General features: G+C 64.6%; 19 protein-coding genes and 1 tRNA gene. 6 read left to right on the top strand and 14 right to left on the bottom strand.

All coding sequences use genetic code 11. The features are described 5' to 3' along the window. Nucleotides 1-25: 25 nt before the first annotated feature. The 9 genes from pheS to H610_RS0100955 all read right to left on the bottom strand — a co-directional run bounded on the left by pheS (nucleotide 26) and on the right by H610_RS0100955 (nucleotide 7,509). The gene (gene pheS, locus H610_RS0100910; protein WP_028237973.1) at nucleotides 26-1,042 is read right to left on the bottom strand and encodes a phenylalanine--tRNA ligase subunit alpha; all 1,017 of its coding nucleotides are present in this window, start codon (nucleotides 1,040-1,042) and stop codon (nucleotides 26-28) included. A 157-nt stretch (nucleotides 1,043-1,199) separates the two neighbouring features. Next, the gene (rplT, locus tag H610_RS0100915) at nucleotides 1,200-1,556 is read right to left on the bottom strand and encodes a 50S ribosomal protein L20 (protein ID WP_028237974.1); all 357 of its coding nucleotides are present in this window, start codon (nucleotides 1,554-1,556) and stop codon (nucleotides 1,200-1,202) included. Between the two features lie 21 nt (nucleotides 1,557-1,577). Then, on the bottom strand, nucleotides 1,578-1,772 hold the full coding sequence (gene rpmI / locus H610_RS0100920) for a 50S ribosomal protein L35 (RefSeq protein ID WP_028237975.1): 195 nt from the start codon (nucleotides 1,770-1,772) through the stop codon (nucleotides 1,578-1,580). A gap of 60 nt (nucleotides 1,773-1,832) precedes the next feature. Next, nucleotides 1,833-2,384, bottom strand: coding sequence for a translation initiation factor IF-3 (infC, locus tag H610_RS22990; protein WP_201768341.1), 552 nt, complete (start codon nucleotides 2,382-2,384; stop codon nucleotides 1,833-1,835). Next, nucleotides 2,384-4,306 (bottom strand): threonine--tRNA ligase, encoded by a 1,923-nt coding sequence (gene thrS / locus H610_RS0100935; RefSeq protein ID WP_028237977.1) that lies wholly within the window; start codon nucleotides 4,304-4,306, stop codon nucleotides 2,384-2,386. The genes infC and thrS overlap by 1 nt, the downstream gene beginning before the upstream one ends. A 257-nt stretch (nucleotides 4,307-4,563) precedes the next feature. After that, nucleotides 4,564-4,640, bottom strand: a tRNA-Val gene (locus tag H610_RS0100940). Nucleotides 4,641-4,735: 95 nt separating this feature from the next. Further along, nucleotides 4,736-5,689 carry a PA2778 family cysteine peptidase gene (locus H610_RS0100945; RefSeq protein ID WP_043237318.1) on the bottom strand — a complete coding sequence of 318 codons (954 nt, stop codon included), beginning with the start codon at nucleotides 5,687-5,689 and terminating at the stop codon, nucleotides 4,736-4,738. Then, complete coding sequence (locus tag H610_RS0100950; RefSeq protein WP_028237979.1) at nucleotides 5,689-6,090, bottom strand: PA2779 family protein; 402 nt, start codon at nucleotides 6,088-6,090, stop codon at nucleotides 5,689-5,691. Before H610_RS0100950 ends, H610_RS0100945 begins: the two co-directional genes overlap by 1 nt. Nucleotides 6,091-6,282: 192 nt before the next feature. Beyond that, nucleotides 6,283-7,509, bottom strand: coding sequence for an acyl-CoA dehydrogenase (locus tag H610_RS0100955; RefSeq protein ID WP_028237980.1), 1,227 nt, complete (start codon nucleotides 7,507-7,509; stop codon nucleotides 6,283-6,285). Between the two features lie 142 nt (nucleotides 7,510-7,651). On the opposite strand from H610_RS0100955, the gene H610_RS0100960 reads away from it, so the two are divergent. After that, nucleotides 7,652-8,566 carry a LysR family transcriptional regulator gene (locus H610_RS0100960; protein WP_028237981.1) on the top strand — a complete coding sequence of 305 codons (915 nt, stop codon included), beginning with the start codon at nucleotides 7,652-7,654 and terminating at the stop codon, nucleotides 8,564-8,566. A gap of 1 nt (nucleotide 8,567) precedes the next feature. Next, nucleotides 8,568-8,846, top strand: coding sequence for a peptidylprolyl isomerase (locus H610_RS0100965; RefSeq protein ID WP_028237982.1), 279 nt, complete (start codon nucleotides 8,568-8,570; stop codon nucleotides 8,844-8,846). A 22-nt stretch (nucleotides 8,847-8,868) separates the two neighbouring features. On the opposite strand, the gene H610_RS0100970 is transcribed toward H610_RS0100965, so the two are convergent. Next, entirely contained in the window at nucleotides 8,869-9,699 is an 831-nt protein-coding gene (locus tag H610_RS0100970; RefSeq protein ID WP_028237983.1) for an undecaprenyl-diphosphate phosphatase, read from the bottom strand. A gap of 538 nt (nucleotides 9,700-10,237) precedes the next feature. On the opposite strand from H610_RS0100970, the gene H610_RS22995 reads away from it, so the two are divergent. The 3 genes from H610_RS22995 to H610_RS0100985 all read left to right on the top strand — a co-directional run bounded on the left by H610_RS22995 (nucleotide 10,238) and on the right by H610_RS0100985 (nucleotide 12,003). After that, nucleotides 10,238-10,498: a DUF1652 domain-containing protein gene (locus H610_RS22995; RefSeq protein WP_051231410.1), complete on the top strand. Its 261-nt coding sequence runs from the start codon at nucleotides 10,238-10,240 to the stop codon at nucleotides 10,496-10,498. A gap of 154 nt (nucleotides 10,499-10,652) precedes the next feature. Beyond that, complete coding sequence (locus H610_RS0100980; protein ID WP_028237984.1) at nucleotides 10,653-10,922, top strand: hypothetical protein; 270 nt, start codon at nucleotides 10,653-10,655, stop codon at nucleotides 10,920-10,922. A gap of 301 nt (nucleotides 10,923-11,223) precedes the next feature. Continuing rightward, a complete protein-coding gene (locus tag H610_RS0100985) occupies nucleotides 11,224-12,003 on the top strand; it encodes a transporter substrate-binding domain-containing protein (protein ID WP_028237985.1) in 780 nt (259 codons plus the stop codon). 7 nt (nucleotides 12,004-12,010) lie between these two features. Here the strand turns inward: H610_RS0100985 and H610_RS0100990 are convergent, their stop codons facing one another. The 4 genes from H610_RS0100990 to H610_RS0101005 form a co-directional block, all read right to left on the bottom strand. After that, nucleotides 12,011-12,862, bottom strand: a complete 852-nt coding sequence (locus tag H610_RS0100990) for a CAP domain-containing protein (RefSeq protein ID WP_028237986.1) — start codon at nucleotides 12,860-12,862, stop codon at nucleotides 12,011-12,013. Nucleotides 12,863-12,971: 109 nt separating this feature from the next. Next, on the bottom strand, nucleotides 12,972-13,859 hold the full coding sequence (locus H610_RS0100995; protein WP_028237987.1) for an NAD(P)/FAD-dependent oxidoreductase: 888 nt from the start codon (nucleotides 13,857-13,859) through the stop codon (nucleotides 12,972-12,974). 105 nt (nucleotides 13,860-13,964) lie between these two features. Beyond that, complete coding sequence (locus H610_RS0101000; RefSeq protein WP_028237988.1) at nucleotides 13,965-14,423, bottom strand: Rrf2 family transcriptional regulator; 459 nt, start codon at nucleotides 14,421-14,423, stop codon at nucleotides 13,965-13,967. 115 nt (nucleotides 14,424-14,538) lie between these two features. Next, nucleotides 14,539-14,934 carry a MerR family transcriptional regulator gene (locus tag H610_RS0101005; protein ID WP_028237989.1) on the bottom strand — a complete coding sequence of 132 codons (396 nt, stop codon included), beginning with the start codon at nucleotides 14,932-14,934 and terminating at the stop codon, nucleotides 14,539-14,541. A 63-nt stretch (nucleotides 14,935-14,997) separates the two neighbouring features. On the opposite strand from H610_RS0101005, the gene H610_RS0101010 reads away from it, so the two are divergent. Then, on the top strand, nucleotides 14,998-15,633 hold the full coding sequence (locus tag H610_RS0101010; protein ID WP_028237990.1) for a cation transporter: 636 nt from the start codon (nucleotides 14,998-15,000) through the stop codon (nucleotides 15,631-15,633). Nucleotides 15,634-15,783: the final 150 nt, after the last annotated feature.

The following is a 15,783-nucleotide window of genomic DNA, read 5'->3' on the forward strand; positions in this document are numbered from 1 at the left end:
TCTCCTAGAAAATCTGTATGTGGCCTTAGCGGAATTGCGCGAGAAACCGCAGGTCGTTGTCGAAGAACAGGCGCAAATCGTTGACTCCATATCTGAGCATGGCCAGTCGCTCGGCTCCCATGCCGAAGGCGAAGCCCTGGTAGCGTTCCGGATCGATGCCGGACATGCGCAGCACGTTGGGGTGTACCATGCCGCAGCCCATCACCTCGAGCCAGCCGGTCTGCTTGCAGACACGGCAGCCCTTGCCGTTGCACATCACGCATTGCATGTCGACTTCCGCCGACGGCTCGGTGAACGGGAAGAACGAGGGGCGGAAGCGCACGCCGAGTTCCTTCTCGAAGAACACGCGGAGAAACTCCTCGATGGTCCCCTTCAGGTCGGCGAAGTTGACGCCCTCGTCGACGAGCAACCCCTCGATCTGGTGGAACATGGGCGAGTGGGTGACGTCGGAATCGCAGCGATAGACCCGTCCTGGGCAAACAATGCGGATCGGCGGCTGCTGCGATTCCATCGTGCGCACCTGCACCGGAGAGGTGTGGGTGCGCAGCAGCATGTTCGCGTTGAAATAGAAGGTGTCGTGCATCGCCCGCGCGGGGTGATGGCCCGGAATGTTGAGCGCCTCGAAGTTGTGGTAGTCGTCCTCGACCTCGGGGCCCTCGGCAACCTGGTAGCCGATGTTGGTGAAGATCTGCTCGACACGCTCCAGGGTGCGCGTGACCGGATGCAGGCCGCCGGAGGTCTGGCCACGGCCCGGCAGGGTCACATCGATGCGCTCGGCGGCCAGCTTCTCGTCGAGCGCGGCCCGCTCCAGCAGCGCCTTGCGCACGTTGAGCGCGTCCTGCACCTGCTCCTTGGCGGTGTTGATGCGCGCGCCCGCCTGCGGCCGCTCTTCGGCGGACAGGCTCCCGAGCTGCTTCATCAGCGAAGTGATTTCGCCTTTCTTGCCCAGATAGTGGACGCGCAGCTGCTCCAGCGCAGCGACGTCCCCGCTGTGCCGCACGGCCTCCAGCGCCTGAGAGACCAATGCATCCAGGTTTTCCATTTACAACCTCCAGAGGGTCTTGCAAAAGCGGCCTGTGAGCCAGGCGCCCGCCTTTTGCAAAAGCCCCTTCCCATATACGAAATAGGGGAAGAGCACAGGCTCTTCCCCTATCGGTGACACCACTACGAATCGGCGGATCCGTGATTGTCGCGAGGACTCAAGCCAAGGATGCTTTTGCTTTCTCGACAATCGCGGCGAATGCCACTTTTTCGTTGACTGCCAGATCGGCCAGAACCTTGCGGTCGATCTCGATGGACGACTTTTTCAGACCGGCGATCAGGCGGCTGTAGGACAGACCGTTCTGACGGGCACCGGCGTTGATACGGGCGATCCACAGGGCGCGGAACTGACGCTTGCGCTGACGACGGTCACGGTAGGCGTACTGGCCAGCCTTGATTACCGCCTGCTTGGCGACACGGAACACGCGCGAGCGCGCGCCGTAGTAGCCTTTTGCGAGCTTCAGGATTTTCTTGTGACGAGCACGGGCGATTACGCCACGCTTAACACGAGCCATTTTTCAGTCCTCTCAAAAATATCAACGCAGGCGCAGCGAACGCTCGGCACGAGCGACGTCAGACGGGTGCATCAGCGAAGTGCCACGCAGCTGACGCTTACGCTTGGTGGACATCTTGGTGAGGATGTGGCTCTTGAAGGCGTGCTTGTGCTTGAGGCCACCAGCAGTCTTCTTGAAGCGCTTTGCAGCGCCACTCTTGGTCTTCATCTTTGGCATGTTCGGTACTCCAGTAGAGTGATTACAAAATAACCGCAAGGCCTGCCAGTGCCCTGGAGGTTACTTTTTCTTCTTGGGAGCGATGACCATGATCAGCTGGCGTCCTTCCATCTTCGGATGCTGCTCGACCGAACCGTATTCGGCGAGGTCGTTCTCGACCCGCTTCAACAGCTCCATCCCCAGCTCCTGATGTGCCATCTCACGGCCACGGAATCGCAAGGATACCTTGGCCCTGTCCCCATCGCTAAGGAAACGTACCAGGTTGCGAAGCTTGACCTGGTAGTCGCCCTCTTCCGTCCCTGGGCGAAACTTGACTTCTTTGACCTGAACCTGTTTCTGGTTCTTCTTCGCCGCCGCTACCTGCTTCTTCTTCTCGAACAGGTGCTTGCCGTAGTCCATGATCCGACATACGGGAGGCACGGCGTCTGCGGAAATCTCGACCAGGTCGAGCTTGGCCTCTTCCGCTACACGAAGCGCTTCATCAATCGAGACGATGCCGATCTGCTCGCCATCCGCACCAATTAAACGAACCTCGCGTGCCGAGATGTTCTCGTTGATCGGGGCTCTGGGTTGAGCTCGTTTATCTTGTCTCATTTCACGCTTAATAATGATTACTCCAACTCTTGGCGACCACGCCGGGCAACCGCCTGTGCAAGCATCTCGCGAAAGCCGTCGAGCGGCATGCTGCCGAGGTCGACGCCATCACGGGTGCGCACAGCGACGGAACGTGTCTCAACTTCCCGGTCTCCGATAACCAAGAGATAGGGAATCTTGAGCAAGGTATGCTCGCGGATTTTAAAACCGATCTTTTCGTTTCTCAAGTCACACTTGGCACGAAATCCGCTTTGATTCAGGGTCTTCTCGACTTCCTCGGCGAAGGCGGCCTGCTTGTCGGTGATGTTCATCACCACCGCCTGGACCGGCGCCAGCCAGGCCGGGAACGCACCCTCGTAGTGCTCGATGAGGATGCCGATGAAGCGCTCGAACGAGCCGAGGATCGCGCGATGCAGCATCACCGGATGCTTGCGGCTGTTGTCCTCACTGACGTACTCGGCGCCCAGGCGCACCGGAAGGTTGAAGTCCAGCTGCAGCGTGCCGCACTGCCAGACGCGCCCCAGGCAATCCTTCAGCGAGAATTCGATCTTCGGACCATAGAAGGCGCCCTCGCCCGGCTGCAGGTCGTACGGCAGGCGAGCGCTGTCCAGCGCCGACGCCAGCGCCGCCTCGGCACGATCCCAGAGTTCGTCCGAACCCACCCGCTTTTCCGGACGAGTGGACAGCTTGAGCTGGATGTCGTGGAAGCCGAAATCGGCATAGACGGCCTGCGTCAGCCTGATGAACGCCGCCGATTCGGCCTGCATCTGCTCCTCGGTGCAGAAGATGTGCGCGTCGTCCTGGGTGAAGCCGCGTACCCGCATGATGCCGTGCAGCGCGCCGGAGGGCTCGTTGCGGTGGCAGGCGCCGAACTCGGCGAGGCGCATCGGCAGCTCGCGGTAGCTCTTCAGACCCTGGTTGAACACCTGCACGTGGCACGGGCAGTTCATCGGCTTGATCGCGTAGTCGCGGCTTTCCGACTCGGTGGTGAACATGTTCTCGGCGTAGTTGGCCCAGTGCCCCGACTTCTCCCAGAGGCTGCGGTCGACGACCTGCGGCGTGCGGATCTCCAGGTAGCCGTGCTCGCGCTGGACGCCGCGCATGTACTGCTCAAGCACCTGGTAGATGGTCCAGCCGTTGGGGTGCCAGAACACCATGCCTGGCGCTTCTTCCTGGGTGTGGAACAGGTCGAGCCGCTTGCCCAGCTTGCGATGGTCGCGCTTCTCGGCCTCTTCGATGCGCTGAATGTAGGCCGCCAGCTGCTTCTTGTCCGCCCAGGCGGTGCCGTAGACCCGCTGTAGCTGCTCGTTCTTGGCGTCGCCGCGCCAGTAGGCACCGGACAGCTTGGTCAGCTTGAACGCCTTCAGAAAGCGCGTGTTCGGCACGTGCGGACCGCGGCACATGTCGACGTATTCCTCGTGGTAGTACAGGCCCATCGCCTGCTCGTCGGGCATGTCCTCGACGAGACGCAGCTTGTAGTCCTCGCCACGCGAGCTGAACACGTCGATCACCTCGGCGCGCGGGGTCACGCGCTTGATCACGTCGTAGTCCTTGTCGATCAGCTCGCGCATGCGCTGCTCGATCGCCGCCATGTCCTCCGGTGTGAAGGGACGCTCGAAGGCGATGTCGTAGTAGAAGCCTTCCTCGATCACCGGACCGATGACCATCTTCGCCGTCGGGAACAGCTGCTTAACCGCGTGCCCCACCAGGTGCGCGCAGGAGTGGCGAATGATCTCGAGCCCCTCCTCGTCCTTCGGCGTGATGATCTGCAGGCTCGCATCCCGCTCGATCAGGTCGCAGGCATCGACCAGCCTGCCGTCGACCTTGCCGGCGAGCGTGGCCTTGGCGAGGCCGGCGCCGATGGACTGGGCAACCTCCATCACCGAAACCGGTTTGTCGAATATGCGCTGACTGCCGTCAGGGAGGGTAATGGTGGGCATGGCTGCCTCCTGTCCTAGTGGTGACCCCTACCAAAGGCCACGTGGGTTGGGATGAGCCAGTAAGCGATGCGGAGGAAGACCCGCCTCACGATGGCGGGCGCCCTTGGCACTCCTGCCGCATCACGATCACTGGAAAGGGGGTGCATGCTTTCAGAAAGCCGTTTTGCTGGCAAGCTGCGAGCACCGGCGCTCGCTTGCCGGAAAAGAAAAAGGGCGACCCACCGGATCGCCCTCTTCGTGACCGCCGAAGCGGAATTTGGTAGGCACAATTGGACTCGAACCAACGACCCCCACCATGTCAAGGTGGTGCTCTAACCAACTGAGCTATGTGCCTTCGTTGGACGCGCATTCTACGGCGCGATTCGAAGGAGTCAAGCGGTTTCTGGATAAGCCACTGAATCTTTTCTTTTTTTCAGGCGCGCCCGTGCTTCAGGGACAGGCCGGCAACACCGGGCAGGCAGGTGCCCCGCCCCGCGCGCCGCCTTGCGCTTGCGGAAGCGCCGCGGCCATCCGAGCGTCTTCGGGAGCGAGGCGTCGGGCGCAGCCGAGCGCGGCGTCGGCGGCCGTCTCGCAGGCCCTCCCCGCCAGGACATGCGCCAGGTTGAACCAGGCCGGCGCGAATGTCCGGTCGGCCTGCACGCTCGACACCAGCGCCTGCTCGGCGCCCGCCAGGTCGCCGCGCGCATGGCGATTGTTGCCCAGGGCGAACCAGGAAGTGCCGTCACCCCAGCGCCGGACCGCCTGCTCGTAGGCCGTGCGCGCCTCGTCCGAATGGCCCGTGGTCTCCAGGTCGGCGGCCGCGCGCAGCCAGGGAAGCCGCTCCGCCGTGGCCGGGAAGACGTCCGGCTCGACGGTGATCACCGCCCAGCGCTCGCCCTTTTCCCAGCTGCCGGCGAAGGCGCTCAGCGATTCGACGCGGCGCCGGGTCGTCCCCGAACGCAGGATCACCTCGCCCTTGTCCAGGTCGTAGCCGACGACCACCGCGAAGTGCCACTGGGGCCAGCGTTCGAACGCGAGGTTCTGCAGCACCAGCACGGGGTTGCCCGCGGCGACCTCGGCGAACAGCGTCTCGAGCCGGGGTTTCAGCGGGTAGACCAGCAGGCCGTGGGAACGCGCCGCCGCGACCATCTCCACCTGCAGGCTGCCCTGGCGACCGGGCAGGTAGACCTGGTCAACCAGCGCCTCGGGGCCGGTATCGCGGCCGCGCTGCACCAACAGGGTGGCCAGCGCGGCCGGCCCGCACTGGTACGCCTGCTGTGGATAGAAGGGAGTGTCGCCGAGTTCGGCGCGCCTCGGCAGCCCCGAGTCATCGAGCCGGGAGACCGGCGCACCGGCACAGCCTCCCAGCAGCACCACCAGGATCAGGGCGAGCGCCCGCCCCATCAACGGTTGATGCAGTTGATGAAGTTGAAGATGTTAGTGGCGCAGAGCATGTCGGTGATGATGAAGATCACCAGGAACAGCACGATGATGCCGACCACGCCCGCCCCGGCCGGCGCCTCGTCGAGCTGCTGGTTGAACTGGGCGAGTTCGGCGGGGGTGAGGCTGGCGATGCGCGTCTCGACCTGCTGGCGGTCGACGCCCATGGACTCCAGCTTCTTCTGCACTTCCTCGTCGTCGAGCATCGCCAGCAGCTCCTCGCGGTCAACCTGCTGCTGTTGCTCGACGAGCACTTCGGGGGTGCCGATCATCGACGCCTGCGCCATCGGCACCTGCGCGAACAATACGAAATGCAGGGCGGCCAGCACGGCGGCCAAGCGACGCTTCCAGGAAAAACTGCTCATGGCGGGCTCCATCTTTCTGCTTGTTGGGGGTCCGGCTCGAGACCGCGATGCGTCTGGCACGCACGCGCCGAGTGTCATCCGATAGACGGACGGGCCAGCCGGTTGGTTCCGGAGCCCGGGCCGCGGCGTGAAGTGCAACACGAAAAAAGGGGGCCCGAGCCCCCTTCCCTTTTTCACGTGCCCCACCCGGCTTCAGCGACTGCGCAGCAGCTCCTTCGGCACGTACTTGCCGAGCTCGTGCTTGCCGATGGAGGCTCGATGCACCTCGTCCGGGCCATCGGCCAGGCGCAGCGTGCGCTGCATGGCGTACCAGTGCGCCAGCGGGAAGTCGTCGGAGACCCCGGCGCCCCCGTGGATCTGGATCGCGCGGTCGATGACGCGCAGGGCCACGTTGGGCGCGACCACCTTGATCTGCGCGATCTCGCTCGCGGCGATCTTGTTGCCCACGGTATCCATCATGTACGCGGCGTTGAGCGTCAGCAGGCGCGCCTGGTTGATCTCGATGCGCGACTCGGCGATGTGATCGATGTTGGCGCCCAGGCGGGCCAGCGGCTTGCCGAACGCGGTACGGCTCACCGCCCGTTCGCACATCAGTTTCAGCGCCCGCTCGGCGACCCCGATCGAACGCATGCAGTGATGGATCCGCCCCGGCCCGAGGCGCCCCTGGGCGATCTCGAAACCACGCCCTTCGCCGAGAATCACGTTCTCGTAGGGCACGCGCACGTTGTCCAGCAGCACCTCGGCATGGCCGTGCGGCGCATCGTCGTAGCCGAACACCGGCAGCGGACGCAGCACCTTCAACCCGGGCGTGTCCATCGGCACCAGGATCATCGAGTGCTGCTGGTGGCGCGGCGCGTCCGGATTGGTCAGCCCCATGAAGATCAGTATCTTGCAGCGCGGGTCACAGGCGCCCGAGGTCCACCACTTGCGGCCGTTGATCACCCACTCGTCGCCCTCGCGCACGGCACGCGCCTGCATGTTGGTGGCATCCGACGACGCGACCCCCGGCTCGGTCATGCCGAAGGCCGAACGGATCTCGCCGCGCAGCAGCGGCTCCAGCCAGGTCTTCTTCTGCGCCTCGCTGCCGTAGCGCACCAGCACTTCCATGTTGCCGGTGTCCGGCGCGGAACAGTTGAAGGCTTCCGGGCCCAGTCCGGAACTGCCCATGATCTCGGCCAGCGGCGCGTACTCGGTGTTGGTCAGGCCGAAGCCAAGCTCCGAATCCGGCAGGAACAGGTTCCACAGCCCCTCGGCCCTGGCCTTCGCCTTCAACTCCTCGACGATCGCCGTGGGCTGCCAGCGATCGCCTTCCGCGACCTGCTGATAGAAGATCTTTTCGGCCGGATAGACATGGGCGTCCATGAACGCCTGCACGCGTTCGCGAAGCGCCTGGACCTTCGGAGAGTAGGCAAAATCCATGGGAACAACCTTGCGCGGGGTGGGTGATGCGGAGGAATGTAGAACACGCCCGGCAATTAATCGAAGCTATTTTCAGCGTGTATAAAGATTCATCACCGATATATGATCGCTCGATAATTCATACAAAGGAGCGCAGGCAGAAATGAATCTGAACAAGGTCGATCTCAATCTGTTCATCGTCTTCGACGCCATCTACACCGAAGCGAACCTCACCCGCGCCGGACAGATCGTCGGGATCACCCAGCCTGCGGTTTCCAACGCGCTCGCCAGGCTGCGCGAGACCTTCAACGACCCGCTGTTCGTCCGCACCGCCCAGGGCATGGTGCCGACCCCGATGGCGCAGAATATCATCGGCCCAGTGCGCAACGCCCTGCAGCTGCTGCGCGTCTCGGTGCAGGAAAGCCGGACCTTCAGCCCGCTGCAGGCGAACAAGACCTTCCGCATCAGCATGACCGACCTCACCGAGGCGGTGATCCTGCCGCCGCTGTTCCAGCGCCTGCGCCGGCTGGCGCCGAACGTGAAGATCGAGAGCTTCCTGGCCAAGCGCCGCGAGACGACCAAGGAATTGGCCGCCGGCCGGCTGGATTTCGCCGTCGACGCCCCGCTCAATACCGACCCGCAGGTCCGTCACGTCAAACTGCTCGAGGACCGCTACGTCTGCGCCATGCGCCCGGGGCACCCGCTGGCGAAGGACAGGATCAGCCTCGACGAGTACCTGTCGGTGGCTCACATCCACATCTCCAGCCGGCGCAGCGGCCTCGGCATGATGGATCTGGCGCTCGGCAAGATGGGCCTGCAGCGCAAGGTCGCGCTGCGCTCTCAGCATTACCTGATGGCCACTCTGGTGCTGCAGCAGACCGACCTGGTGATGACGGTGCCCGAGCGTTTCGCGCGCCGACATCAATTGCACCACGTGGCGCTGCCGGTCGATATCCCGGAACTGGAAACGCACATCTACTGGCACGAGAGCACCGACCAGGATCCGGCCAACCGCTGGATGCGCGAACAGATGATCGAGATCGCCCAGCAGATCACCGCACAGGAAAAGGCGGCCTGAGATGGCCAAGGCAATGGCGCGCCACATTCTGGTGGCAAACGAAGAGCAGGCCAGGCGCCTCAAGGAACGGCTCGCGGCCGGCGAGCCGTTCGACGTGCTGGCGCGCAAGCATTCGATCTGCCCCTCGGCCAAGCGTGGCGGCGACCTCGGCGAACTCAGGCCCGGCCAGCTGGTGCACGCGGTCGACCAGGTGGTCTTCCGCAAGGCCCTGGGGGTGGTCCACGGCCCGGTGAAGACCCGTTTCGGCTACCACCTGATACAGGTGTATCACCGCAGCTGAGCATGGCCGCGGTGAGGACTCATTAGCCGACCGCGGTGCTCCAGTCGATCAGGTGCAGCTGCCAGGTCGCCAGGATCAGCAGGCCGAACGCGATGCGGTACCAGGCGAACGCGGCGTAGCTGTGGTTGCCGATGAAGCGCAGCAGCGCGCGCACCGCCAGCATCGCGAAGATGAAGGACGTGACGAAGCCGATGGCGAACACCGGCAGGTCCGCCGGCTGGAACAGATCGCGGTATTTGTAGCCGGAGTAGACCGCCGCGCCGACCATGGTCGGCATCGCGAGGAAGAACGAGAACTCGGTGGCGGCCTTGCGCGACAGGCCGAACAGCAGGCCGCCGATGATGGTCGAGCCGGAGCGCGAGGTGCCGGGCACCAGCGCCAGGCACTGCGCCAGGCCGACCTTGAGCGCCAGGCTCCAGGTCATGTCGTCGACCGTTTCGGCCCGCACCTGGTGCTCGCGCTTCTCGGCCCAGAGCATGATCACGCCGCCGATGACCAGCGCGGTCGCGACGGTGATCGGGTTGAACAGGTACTCGTGGATGGTATCGGCGAAGGCCACGCCCAGCACCACGGCGGGCAGGAAGGCGATCAGCAGGTTCACCGTGAAGCGCTGCGCCTCGCGCTCGCGCGGCAGCCCCAGCACCACGTCGAGGATCTTGCGGCGGTATTCCCACACCACCGCCAGGATCGCGCCCAGCTGGATGATGATGTTGAAGGCCAGCGCCCGCTCGCCACCGAACCCGATGATGTCGGCCACGATGATCTGGTGGCCCGTACTGGAAACCGGTAGAAACTCCGTCAGCCCCTCGACGATACCCAGAATCAATGCCTGAAAGGCAGTCCAAAGATCCATCTATTCTCCATCTCAGCGATGCATGATCGCGCCTGTACTGATTCCAACGACGGGCAAGCGCCCGACCGCCCCGGCGCTTCTCTGACTCGCCGTTCGACCGGAAATTCACCGCTCCGTCTGCCGCCGCGCATTTTTGTCAGGTTTCGTTCAAAAAACCACGCCTCGCCGGCCGCCGGGCAGCACGGACGTCCAGGCTCTCTACCTGCCTATCACCCCTGTGCCCGCCACCTGGGCCCCGGCCTTCGCCGGGACGACGGACTCGGTGCAAGCCGGGCGTAGGGTGGGCTTCAGCCCACCAATGGGCGTACCGTCCGCCATGCCAAGCGAAACGGCAAGCCCAGGCACACAGCGGCAACCGCCATGATGGTGGGCGATTGGCGTGCCGAAAAGCTGTCATAGCACTTCGACATTATTTTGACTCGACTGCTTTCAACCGACGTTCAAGCTGCTAAAGTAGGCGCTCGACCCACCGTCGACGCCACGAGGACTGAGGAACCGCGGTCCGTTCTCTTGCTTCATCCGAGATCGCAGGCCTACCTTGACCCGTCTGACCTTCATGCGCGTACGCGATTTGCTCAAGCAGCACTTTCACCCACTGGGATGCGAAGCCGTGCTCGAATCGCCGAACAGCCTGCTGGTGCGTGTATACGATTCGACCAACGACGAGACGCTGCTCACCGTCACCGGCATCGCCTGCTCCTCCTCCTTTTCGGACGCGGAGGTGCAGCGGCTGATCGGCACCATCGAGTCCGATCTCGAGCTCGTCCAGTCACAGGGCAAGCGCACGCGGGACAAGTGAGCCACCCTAACAACCGGCGCGTCGGAAAATTCCCTGCATTTGCGAACTCGGTTGTGACTTTCCAGTCATCTGCATACATCCATGAGCTGTAGGCTGGTGTCCGATGCACCAGGCAAGCACTCGGTTTTGGGTACACGCAGAGAGACAGCCCACCATGAACGCTCCCCTTCGCTTCAACGAGGCATTGCTGATCACCGACCAGGCCTTCCAGCCGTTCCAGTGCGTCGCCTGGACACTGCCCGAAGGTAACGGCGAAGTCAGCATCACCGTCATCGACCGCACCCATTCACGCACCCTCGCCCGCCGCAGCCTCTCGCGGGGGACCTACACCGACCCGGTCAAGCTCGGCGAAACCCTGGCAGAAACCCGCGAAGAACTGAGCCGCGAAGGCGTAAGCCTCCAGCCCTGGCACATGCCCGAGTAAGCGCCACATACCACAAGAGCCCGGCATCTGCCGGGCTCTTCGTTTGCGGGGCCGCCGTGGATGACAGGGGTGTTCTTATCGGACTTCGCTTCACCCAACCTATGGAGGGAGCGGTCTTGACCGCAATCTTGCTTTGGCATTGCCGGATTCGCGAACAAGGAACTGGCGTCCCCTCGATCCTACGGTGCCCGTGCGCCTTGTGAGCTCTCGCTTCGTCCGGTACGTTCTGCCGGCTGCTCATTCGCGGCACAAGAACAACAACCACGGCAGCGCCACGGCGTTGCCCTGCCAAGGAAAACCGATGAAATATCCGATTTCGGCCGGCCTGTTGCTGGCCAGCGGGGCCGCGTTCGCCGCCCCTTCTGCCTCGCTGCTCGATGACGTCCAGCAGCGCGGGACGCTAAGCATCTGCACCACCGGCGACTACAAGCCCTACACCTTCCTGCGCGAGGACGGCGGCTACGAGGGCATCGACATCGCGCTGGCCGAGTCGCTGGCCAGGAGCCTGGGCGTGAAGGTGCAGTGGGTGCCAACCACCTGGAAGACGCTGATGCCGGACTTCCTCGCCGGCAAGTGCGACATGGCGGTCGGTGGCGTTTCCATTTCCCTGGAGCGGCAGAAGAAAGCCTACTTCAGCGACCCGATCACGGTGGACGGCAAAATTCCCTTCGTCCGCTGCGACGACACGGACAAGTACCAGACCATCGCCCAGCTGAACCAGCCCTCGGTACGACTGATCGAGCCGCCGGGCGGCACCAACGAGGCGTTCGTCCACCGCGAGCTGCCCAAGGCGCAGCTGGAGCTGTTCCACGACAACACCGTGATCTTCCGCCACGTCGCCGAGAACAAGGCGGACGTGATGATCACCGACGCCTCCGAGGCGCTGTACCAGCAGCGCAATTACCCGAGCCTGTGCGCGGTGAACCCGGACAAGCCGCTGCAGTACAGCGAGAAGGCCTTCCTGCTGCCGCGCGACGACAGCGCCTTCAAGGCCTACGTCGACCAGTGGCTGCACCTGGCCAAGGCCACCGGCGAGTACCGCCGCATCGCCGACACCTGGCTGGCCAAGCCGGCGCAGTGACGCGCATTCAGGGCGCGCCGAACAGCGCCGTCCAGTAGATGCCGGCGTCGCTTTGCGGATCCACCGCGTAGGCGGCGCCGAATTCATCGAAGCGCGGGTTCATCAGGTTGGCGCAGTGGCCGGGGCTGGCCAGCCAGCCCTCGACCACCCGGCGCGGGCTGCCGTGGCCGGCGGCGAGGTTCTCGCCCACCGCGCCACCGCGGTAGCCCGCGAGCTCCGCGCGGTCGCTCGGGATGCGGCCGTCCTGTCCCAGGTGGGAGAAGAAATTGCCGTTGGCCATCGCCCGGCTGTACCCCTCGGCGGCGGCGCCGAGTTCGGCATTCCAGCGCAGCGGCGCGGCCGCGTCGAAGGCCTGGTCGCCACACTGGCGTGGCTGCGTGCGGGCGACGTTGATCTGCTGCAGCAACGCCTGCCCTTCCGCCTGCCAGTCGCCGAGGCGGCCGTCCAGCAGCGGCCGGGCGAGCACGATGCGCCAGTCGCGCCCCTGCTGATTGACGCCGATATCGACGAACTGCGGATCGAGCAGCACCTTGCAGAAGCTTTCCTGCAACGCCGCCATGGCCGCCGTTGCGTCGCGCGGTCCGGAAAGGCTGATCGCCTGCACGGTGACCATCGGGTAGCCGCTGGCCGCCAGCGCCTGCTGCAGATCGCCGACGCCTTCCACCGACAGCCGCAGGCGCGCATCCGCGGCCAGCGGTGCCAGCACCTCGGAAGCCTCGCCACCGCAGCGTTGCACCTCGCCGCGATAGGCATTGATTGCCTCGACCAGCCGATCGGGCTCGGCCGCCGTGGCCGGAGCGATGCCGGTGAATGCGAGGCAGAAGGCGACAGCGGACAGCAAAGGCGGGACGACACGCATGACGGGCTCCTCGAAGCGCTTAAAGCACCATGATGCGCGAATCGCAGGACGTTGGGCCATGGCCGAAACCTGCCCTGCCCGGGCTCCGCCTATGCCGTTCCCAGTCCGTTCAGAGCCCGAACATCAATGCTCGGTGCGCGGCGGCCCCTGCCATCGCGCCGTCTCCGACGGCCAGGGCGACCGACCCGGCGGCCCGCGCGGTATCACCACAGGCGAAGACGCCAGGCACCGAAGTCGCCTTGGTCGCATCGGTCTTGATAAAGCTTCCGAACGGCCCCTCTTCCAGCCCGCAGCCGATCTGCGAAGCCAGCATAGAGATGCGCATGCGTGGAGCAAGGAACAGACCATCCAGCGGCAGCGCCCGATCGTCCTGCATCACGACCTCGATTCCGGCACCGGCGAGGCGCGCAATTGCGCCTCGCTCGAGCAGGACGTTGCGCGCCTGCAACTGTGCCAGTTGCTGCTCGTCGGGCTCGAAACAGCCGTTGAGGAAGAAGGTCGTGTCCCCCCAGTCCGGCAACATCAGAGCCTGGTGCATGGATAGCGGCGAGGTCGCCAGCACGCCGATGCGCCCCTGGTTCAGTTCATAGCCATGGCAGTAAGGGCAATGGAACACGTGCCTGCCCCATCGCTCGGCCAGCCCCGGCACATCGGGTAGCTCGTCCACCACTCCGGTCGCCAGGACGAGCACCCGCGCGCTGCGAGAGCCACCGTGCTGGAGACGGACCGAAAAGCCTTCCTCGTGCCGCTGGATCTCTTCGGCCTTCGCCTGCAGCCAGTCGACGGTTGCGTAGTCCATCAGTTGCGCACGCGCCTCGGCGGCGATCTCGTCCGGCGGAGCTCCATCCTGCGTCAGGAAGCCATGGGATGCGGATGCGAAGCGGTTGCGGCGCTCGCCCGCATCGATGACCAGCACCCGCCGGCGCGCCCGAGCGAGCTGCAACCCCGCCGACAAGCCGGCATAACTACCGCCGAGGATGATCACATCGTAATGCATGAGAAGCCCTCTCGCTCGTTTAGGTATCTTTTGAAGTTACACTAAATGGCGAACGGGAGGAAAGCGCTGAGCTGTTCGCTGGTCGGGCGGGTCTGTTGCGTGGATTCAGGTCGGCTTGTGGGTGGCTGCGTTCCGGCAACGGGTGCCGTACAAGGCGTTGAACTCGGCCGAGAGGTCGGCCAGGGAAACCGAACCGAGGCGCCGCAGCAACGATGCCTCGGCCTGCTGCAGCGCATCGGCGACGGCTTCGTTGACCACCCGCTCGACCAGACAATCCGGGTTTTCCCGGTCCAGGCCGATGGCGAAGATCCTGGGTCCGCCCACGGCATGGAAGATATCCAGCAGCGTCACCTCGGCGAGATCGCAGGAAATCATCCAGCCGCCGTTGTAGCCCTTCTCCGCGCGAACGTAGCCCGCCTTTCGCAGCCCGGCCATGGTGCGCCGGACCACCACCGGGTTGGTGCCGAGCATTTCGGCGATCTGCTCGGAGGTCACCGGCCGCTCGTCGCGGGCCATGTGCAACAGTACATGCAGCATTCGGGAAAGACGGCTGTCGGTTCGCATGATTCAGCCTGAAGGGCTTGGCGGAATGGGGGCTCGGCACGATACAACGTAGGCCCGCAGATCGCACGTGACCAGACACCTACGCGGCAACGCCCATTGGTTAAAGGAGTCGGACTCAGCGCCCACCACTCAGCGCTTCGACGATCCGGCATTCCCTGACCGACGATTCGGTGCAGCCGACCAACCGCTCCAGCTCGGCTTCCAGCCGTCGCAGATCGGCGATGCGCTGGCGGACTTCGGCCAAGTGGCCCTCGGCCAGGCGGTCGACCTCCGCGCAGGGCTGGCCGGGCTGGTCGGCCAGTTCCACCAGCGTGCGGATCTCTTCGAGGGAGAAGCCGAGTTCGCGCCCGCGCTTGACGAAGCGCAGTCGCTCCGCCTCGCGTTCGCCGAAGGTGCGGTAGCCGGACTCGGTGCGCACAGCGGGCGTCAGTAGACCGATGCGCTCGTAATAACGAATGGTTTCGACGTTCACGCCGGTGGTCTTGCTCAGCTTTCCGATCGTCAATGTCATCGCTTGACCCTGTAGTCGCTACAGGGTTTAGCGTAGCCGCATCCTTCGATGGGGAGTCAACAGATGGCGGGAAATTGCTGCGGTCAAGGCTGCGCCAGTCCGGCGACGAGCGTGCGCTATCGGCGCATCCTCTGGGTGGCGCTGGCGATCAACCTGGCGATGTTCGCGCTGGAGATCGGTGCCGGCGTGCGGGCCGGCTCGGTGTCGCTGCTGTCGGACTCGCTGGATTTCTTCGGCGATGCCGCCAACTACGGCGTGAGCCTCTGGGTGCTCGGCCTGGGCGTGGCGATGCGGGCGCGGGCGTCACTGGCCAAGGCCCTGACGATGGGCGCCTTTGGCCTGTTCATCCTGACGATGGCAGTCGTCCACTTTCTCTACGGCAGCCCGCCGCACGCGGCGACCATGGGCGTGGTCGGGTTGGTGGCGCTGCTCGCCAACCTGGCGGTGGCCACCCTGCTGTTTGCCTACCGTGAGGGCGACAGCAACATGCGCAGCGTCTGGCTGTGCAGCCGCAACGATGCGCTCGGCAACCTTGCGGTGATGTTGGCGGCACTGGGGGTGTTCGGCACCGGCTCCGGCTGGCCCGACCTTGTCGTGGCGAGCTTCATGGCCCTGTTGGCCATCAGCGCGGCGGTGCAGGTGGCGCGGCATGCGCTGGCGGAGTTGCGCGAGCAGCGGCTCGTGGCCGAGCGGGGTTGAGGCCCGGCAGCCAATCCCATTGGGGCACCAGACCGGGAGGGTGGAAAACCGCGAAGCCTTTTCCACCGCGTTTCGCCATGCCAGACGTTCGAAACGACGAGCCCGGGCCCGGACGGCGAGCGAACCCGACGCGTGGATGAGGCTGGCGCC

Source organism: Stutzerimonas azotifigens DSM 17556 (assembly GCF_000425625.1).
Lineage (GTDB): Bacteria > Pseudomonadota > Gammaproteobacteria > Pseudomonadales > Pseudomonadaceae > Stutzerimonas > Stutzerimonas azotifigens.

Coding starts and splice junctions, on each gene's coding strand:
- H610_RS0100990 (WP_028237986.1), bottom strand. CDS start 12,862: ATGCGTGTCGTCCCGCCTTTGCTGTCCGCTGTCGCCTTCTGCCTCGCA.
- H610_RS0100960 (WP_028237981.1), top strand. CDS start 7,652: ATGAATCTGAACAAGGTCGATCTCAATCTGTTCATCGTCTTCGACGCC.
- H610_RS0100980 (WP_028237984.1), top strand. CDS start 10,653: ATGAACGCTCCCCTTCGCTTCAACGAGGCATTGCTGATCACCGACCAG.
- H610_RS0100950 (WP_028237979.1), bottom strand. CDS start 6,090: ATGAGCAGTTTTTCCTGGAAGCGTCGCTTGGCCGCCGTGCTGGCCGCC.
- rplT (WP_028237974.1), bottom strand. CDS start 1,556: ATGGCTCGTGTTAAGCGTGGCGTAATCGCCCGTGCTCGTCACAAGAAA.
- thrS (WP_028237977.1), bottom strand. CDS start 4,306: ATGCCCACCATTACCCTCCCTGACGGCAGTCAGCGCATATTCGACAAA.
- H610_RS0101000 (WP_028237988.1), bottom strand. CDS start 14,423: ATGCGAACCGACAGCCGTCTTTCCCGAATGCTGCATGTACTGTTGCAC.
- H610_RS0101005 (WP_028237989.1), bottom strand. CDS start 14,934: ATGACATTGACGATCGGAAAGCTGAGCAAGACCACCGGCGTGAACGTC.
- H610_RS0101010 (WP_028237990.1), top strand. CDS start 14,998: ATGGCGGGAAATTGCTGCGGTCAAGGCTGCGCCAGTCCGGCGACGAGC.
- H610_RS0100985 (WP_028237985.1), top strand. CDS start 11,224: ATGAAATATCCGATTTCGGCCGGCCTGTTGCTGGCCAGCGGGGCCGCG.
- H610_RS0100995 (WP_028237987.1), bottom strand. CDS start 13,859: ATGCATTACGATGTGATCATCCTCGGCGGTAGTTATGCCGGCTTGTCG.
- H610_RS0100965 (WP_028237982.1), top strand. CDS start 8,568: ATGGCCAAGGCAATGGCGCGCCACATTCTGGTGGCAAACGAAGAGCAG.
- H610_RS0100945 (WP_043237318.1), bottom strand. CDS start 5,689: ATGGGGCGGGCGCTCGCCCTGATCCTGGTGGTGCTGCTGGGAGGCTGT.
- H610_RS0100955 (WP_028237980.1), bottom strand. CDS start 7,509: ATGGATTTTGCCTACTCTCCGAAGGTCCAGGCGCTTCGCGAACGCGTG.
- H610_RS0100970 (WP_028237983.1), bottom strand. CDS start 9,699: ATGGATCTTTGGACTGCCTTTCAGGCATTGATTCTGGGTATCGTCGAG.
- rpmI (WP_028237975.1), bottom strand. CDS start 1,772: ATGCCAAAGATGAAGACCAAGAGTGGCGCTGCAAAGCGCTTCAAGAAG.
- pheS (WP_028237973.1), bottom strand. CDS start 1,042: ATGGAAAACCTGGATGCATTGGTCTCTCAGGCGCTGGAGGCCGTGCGG.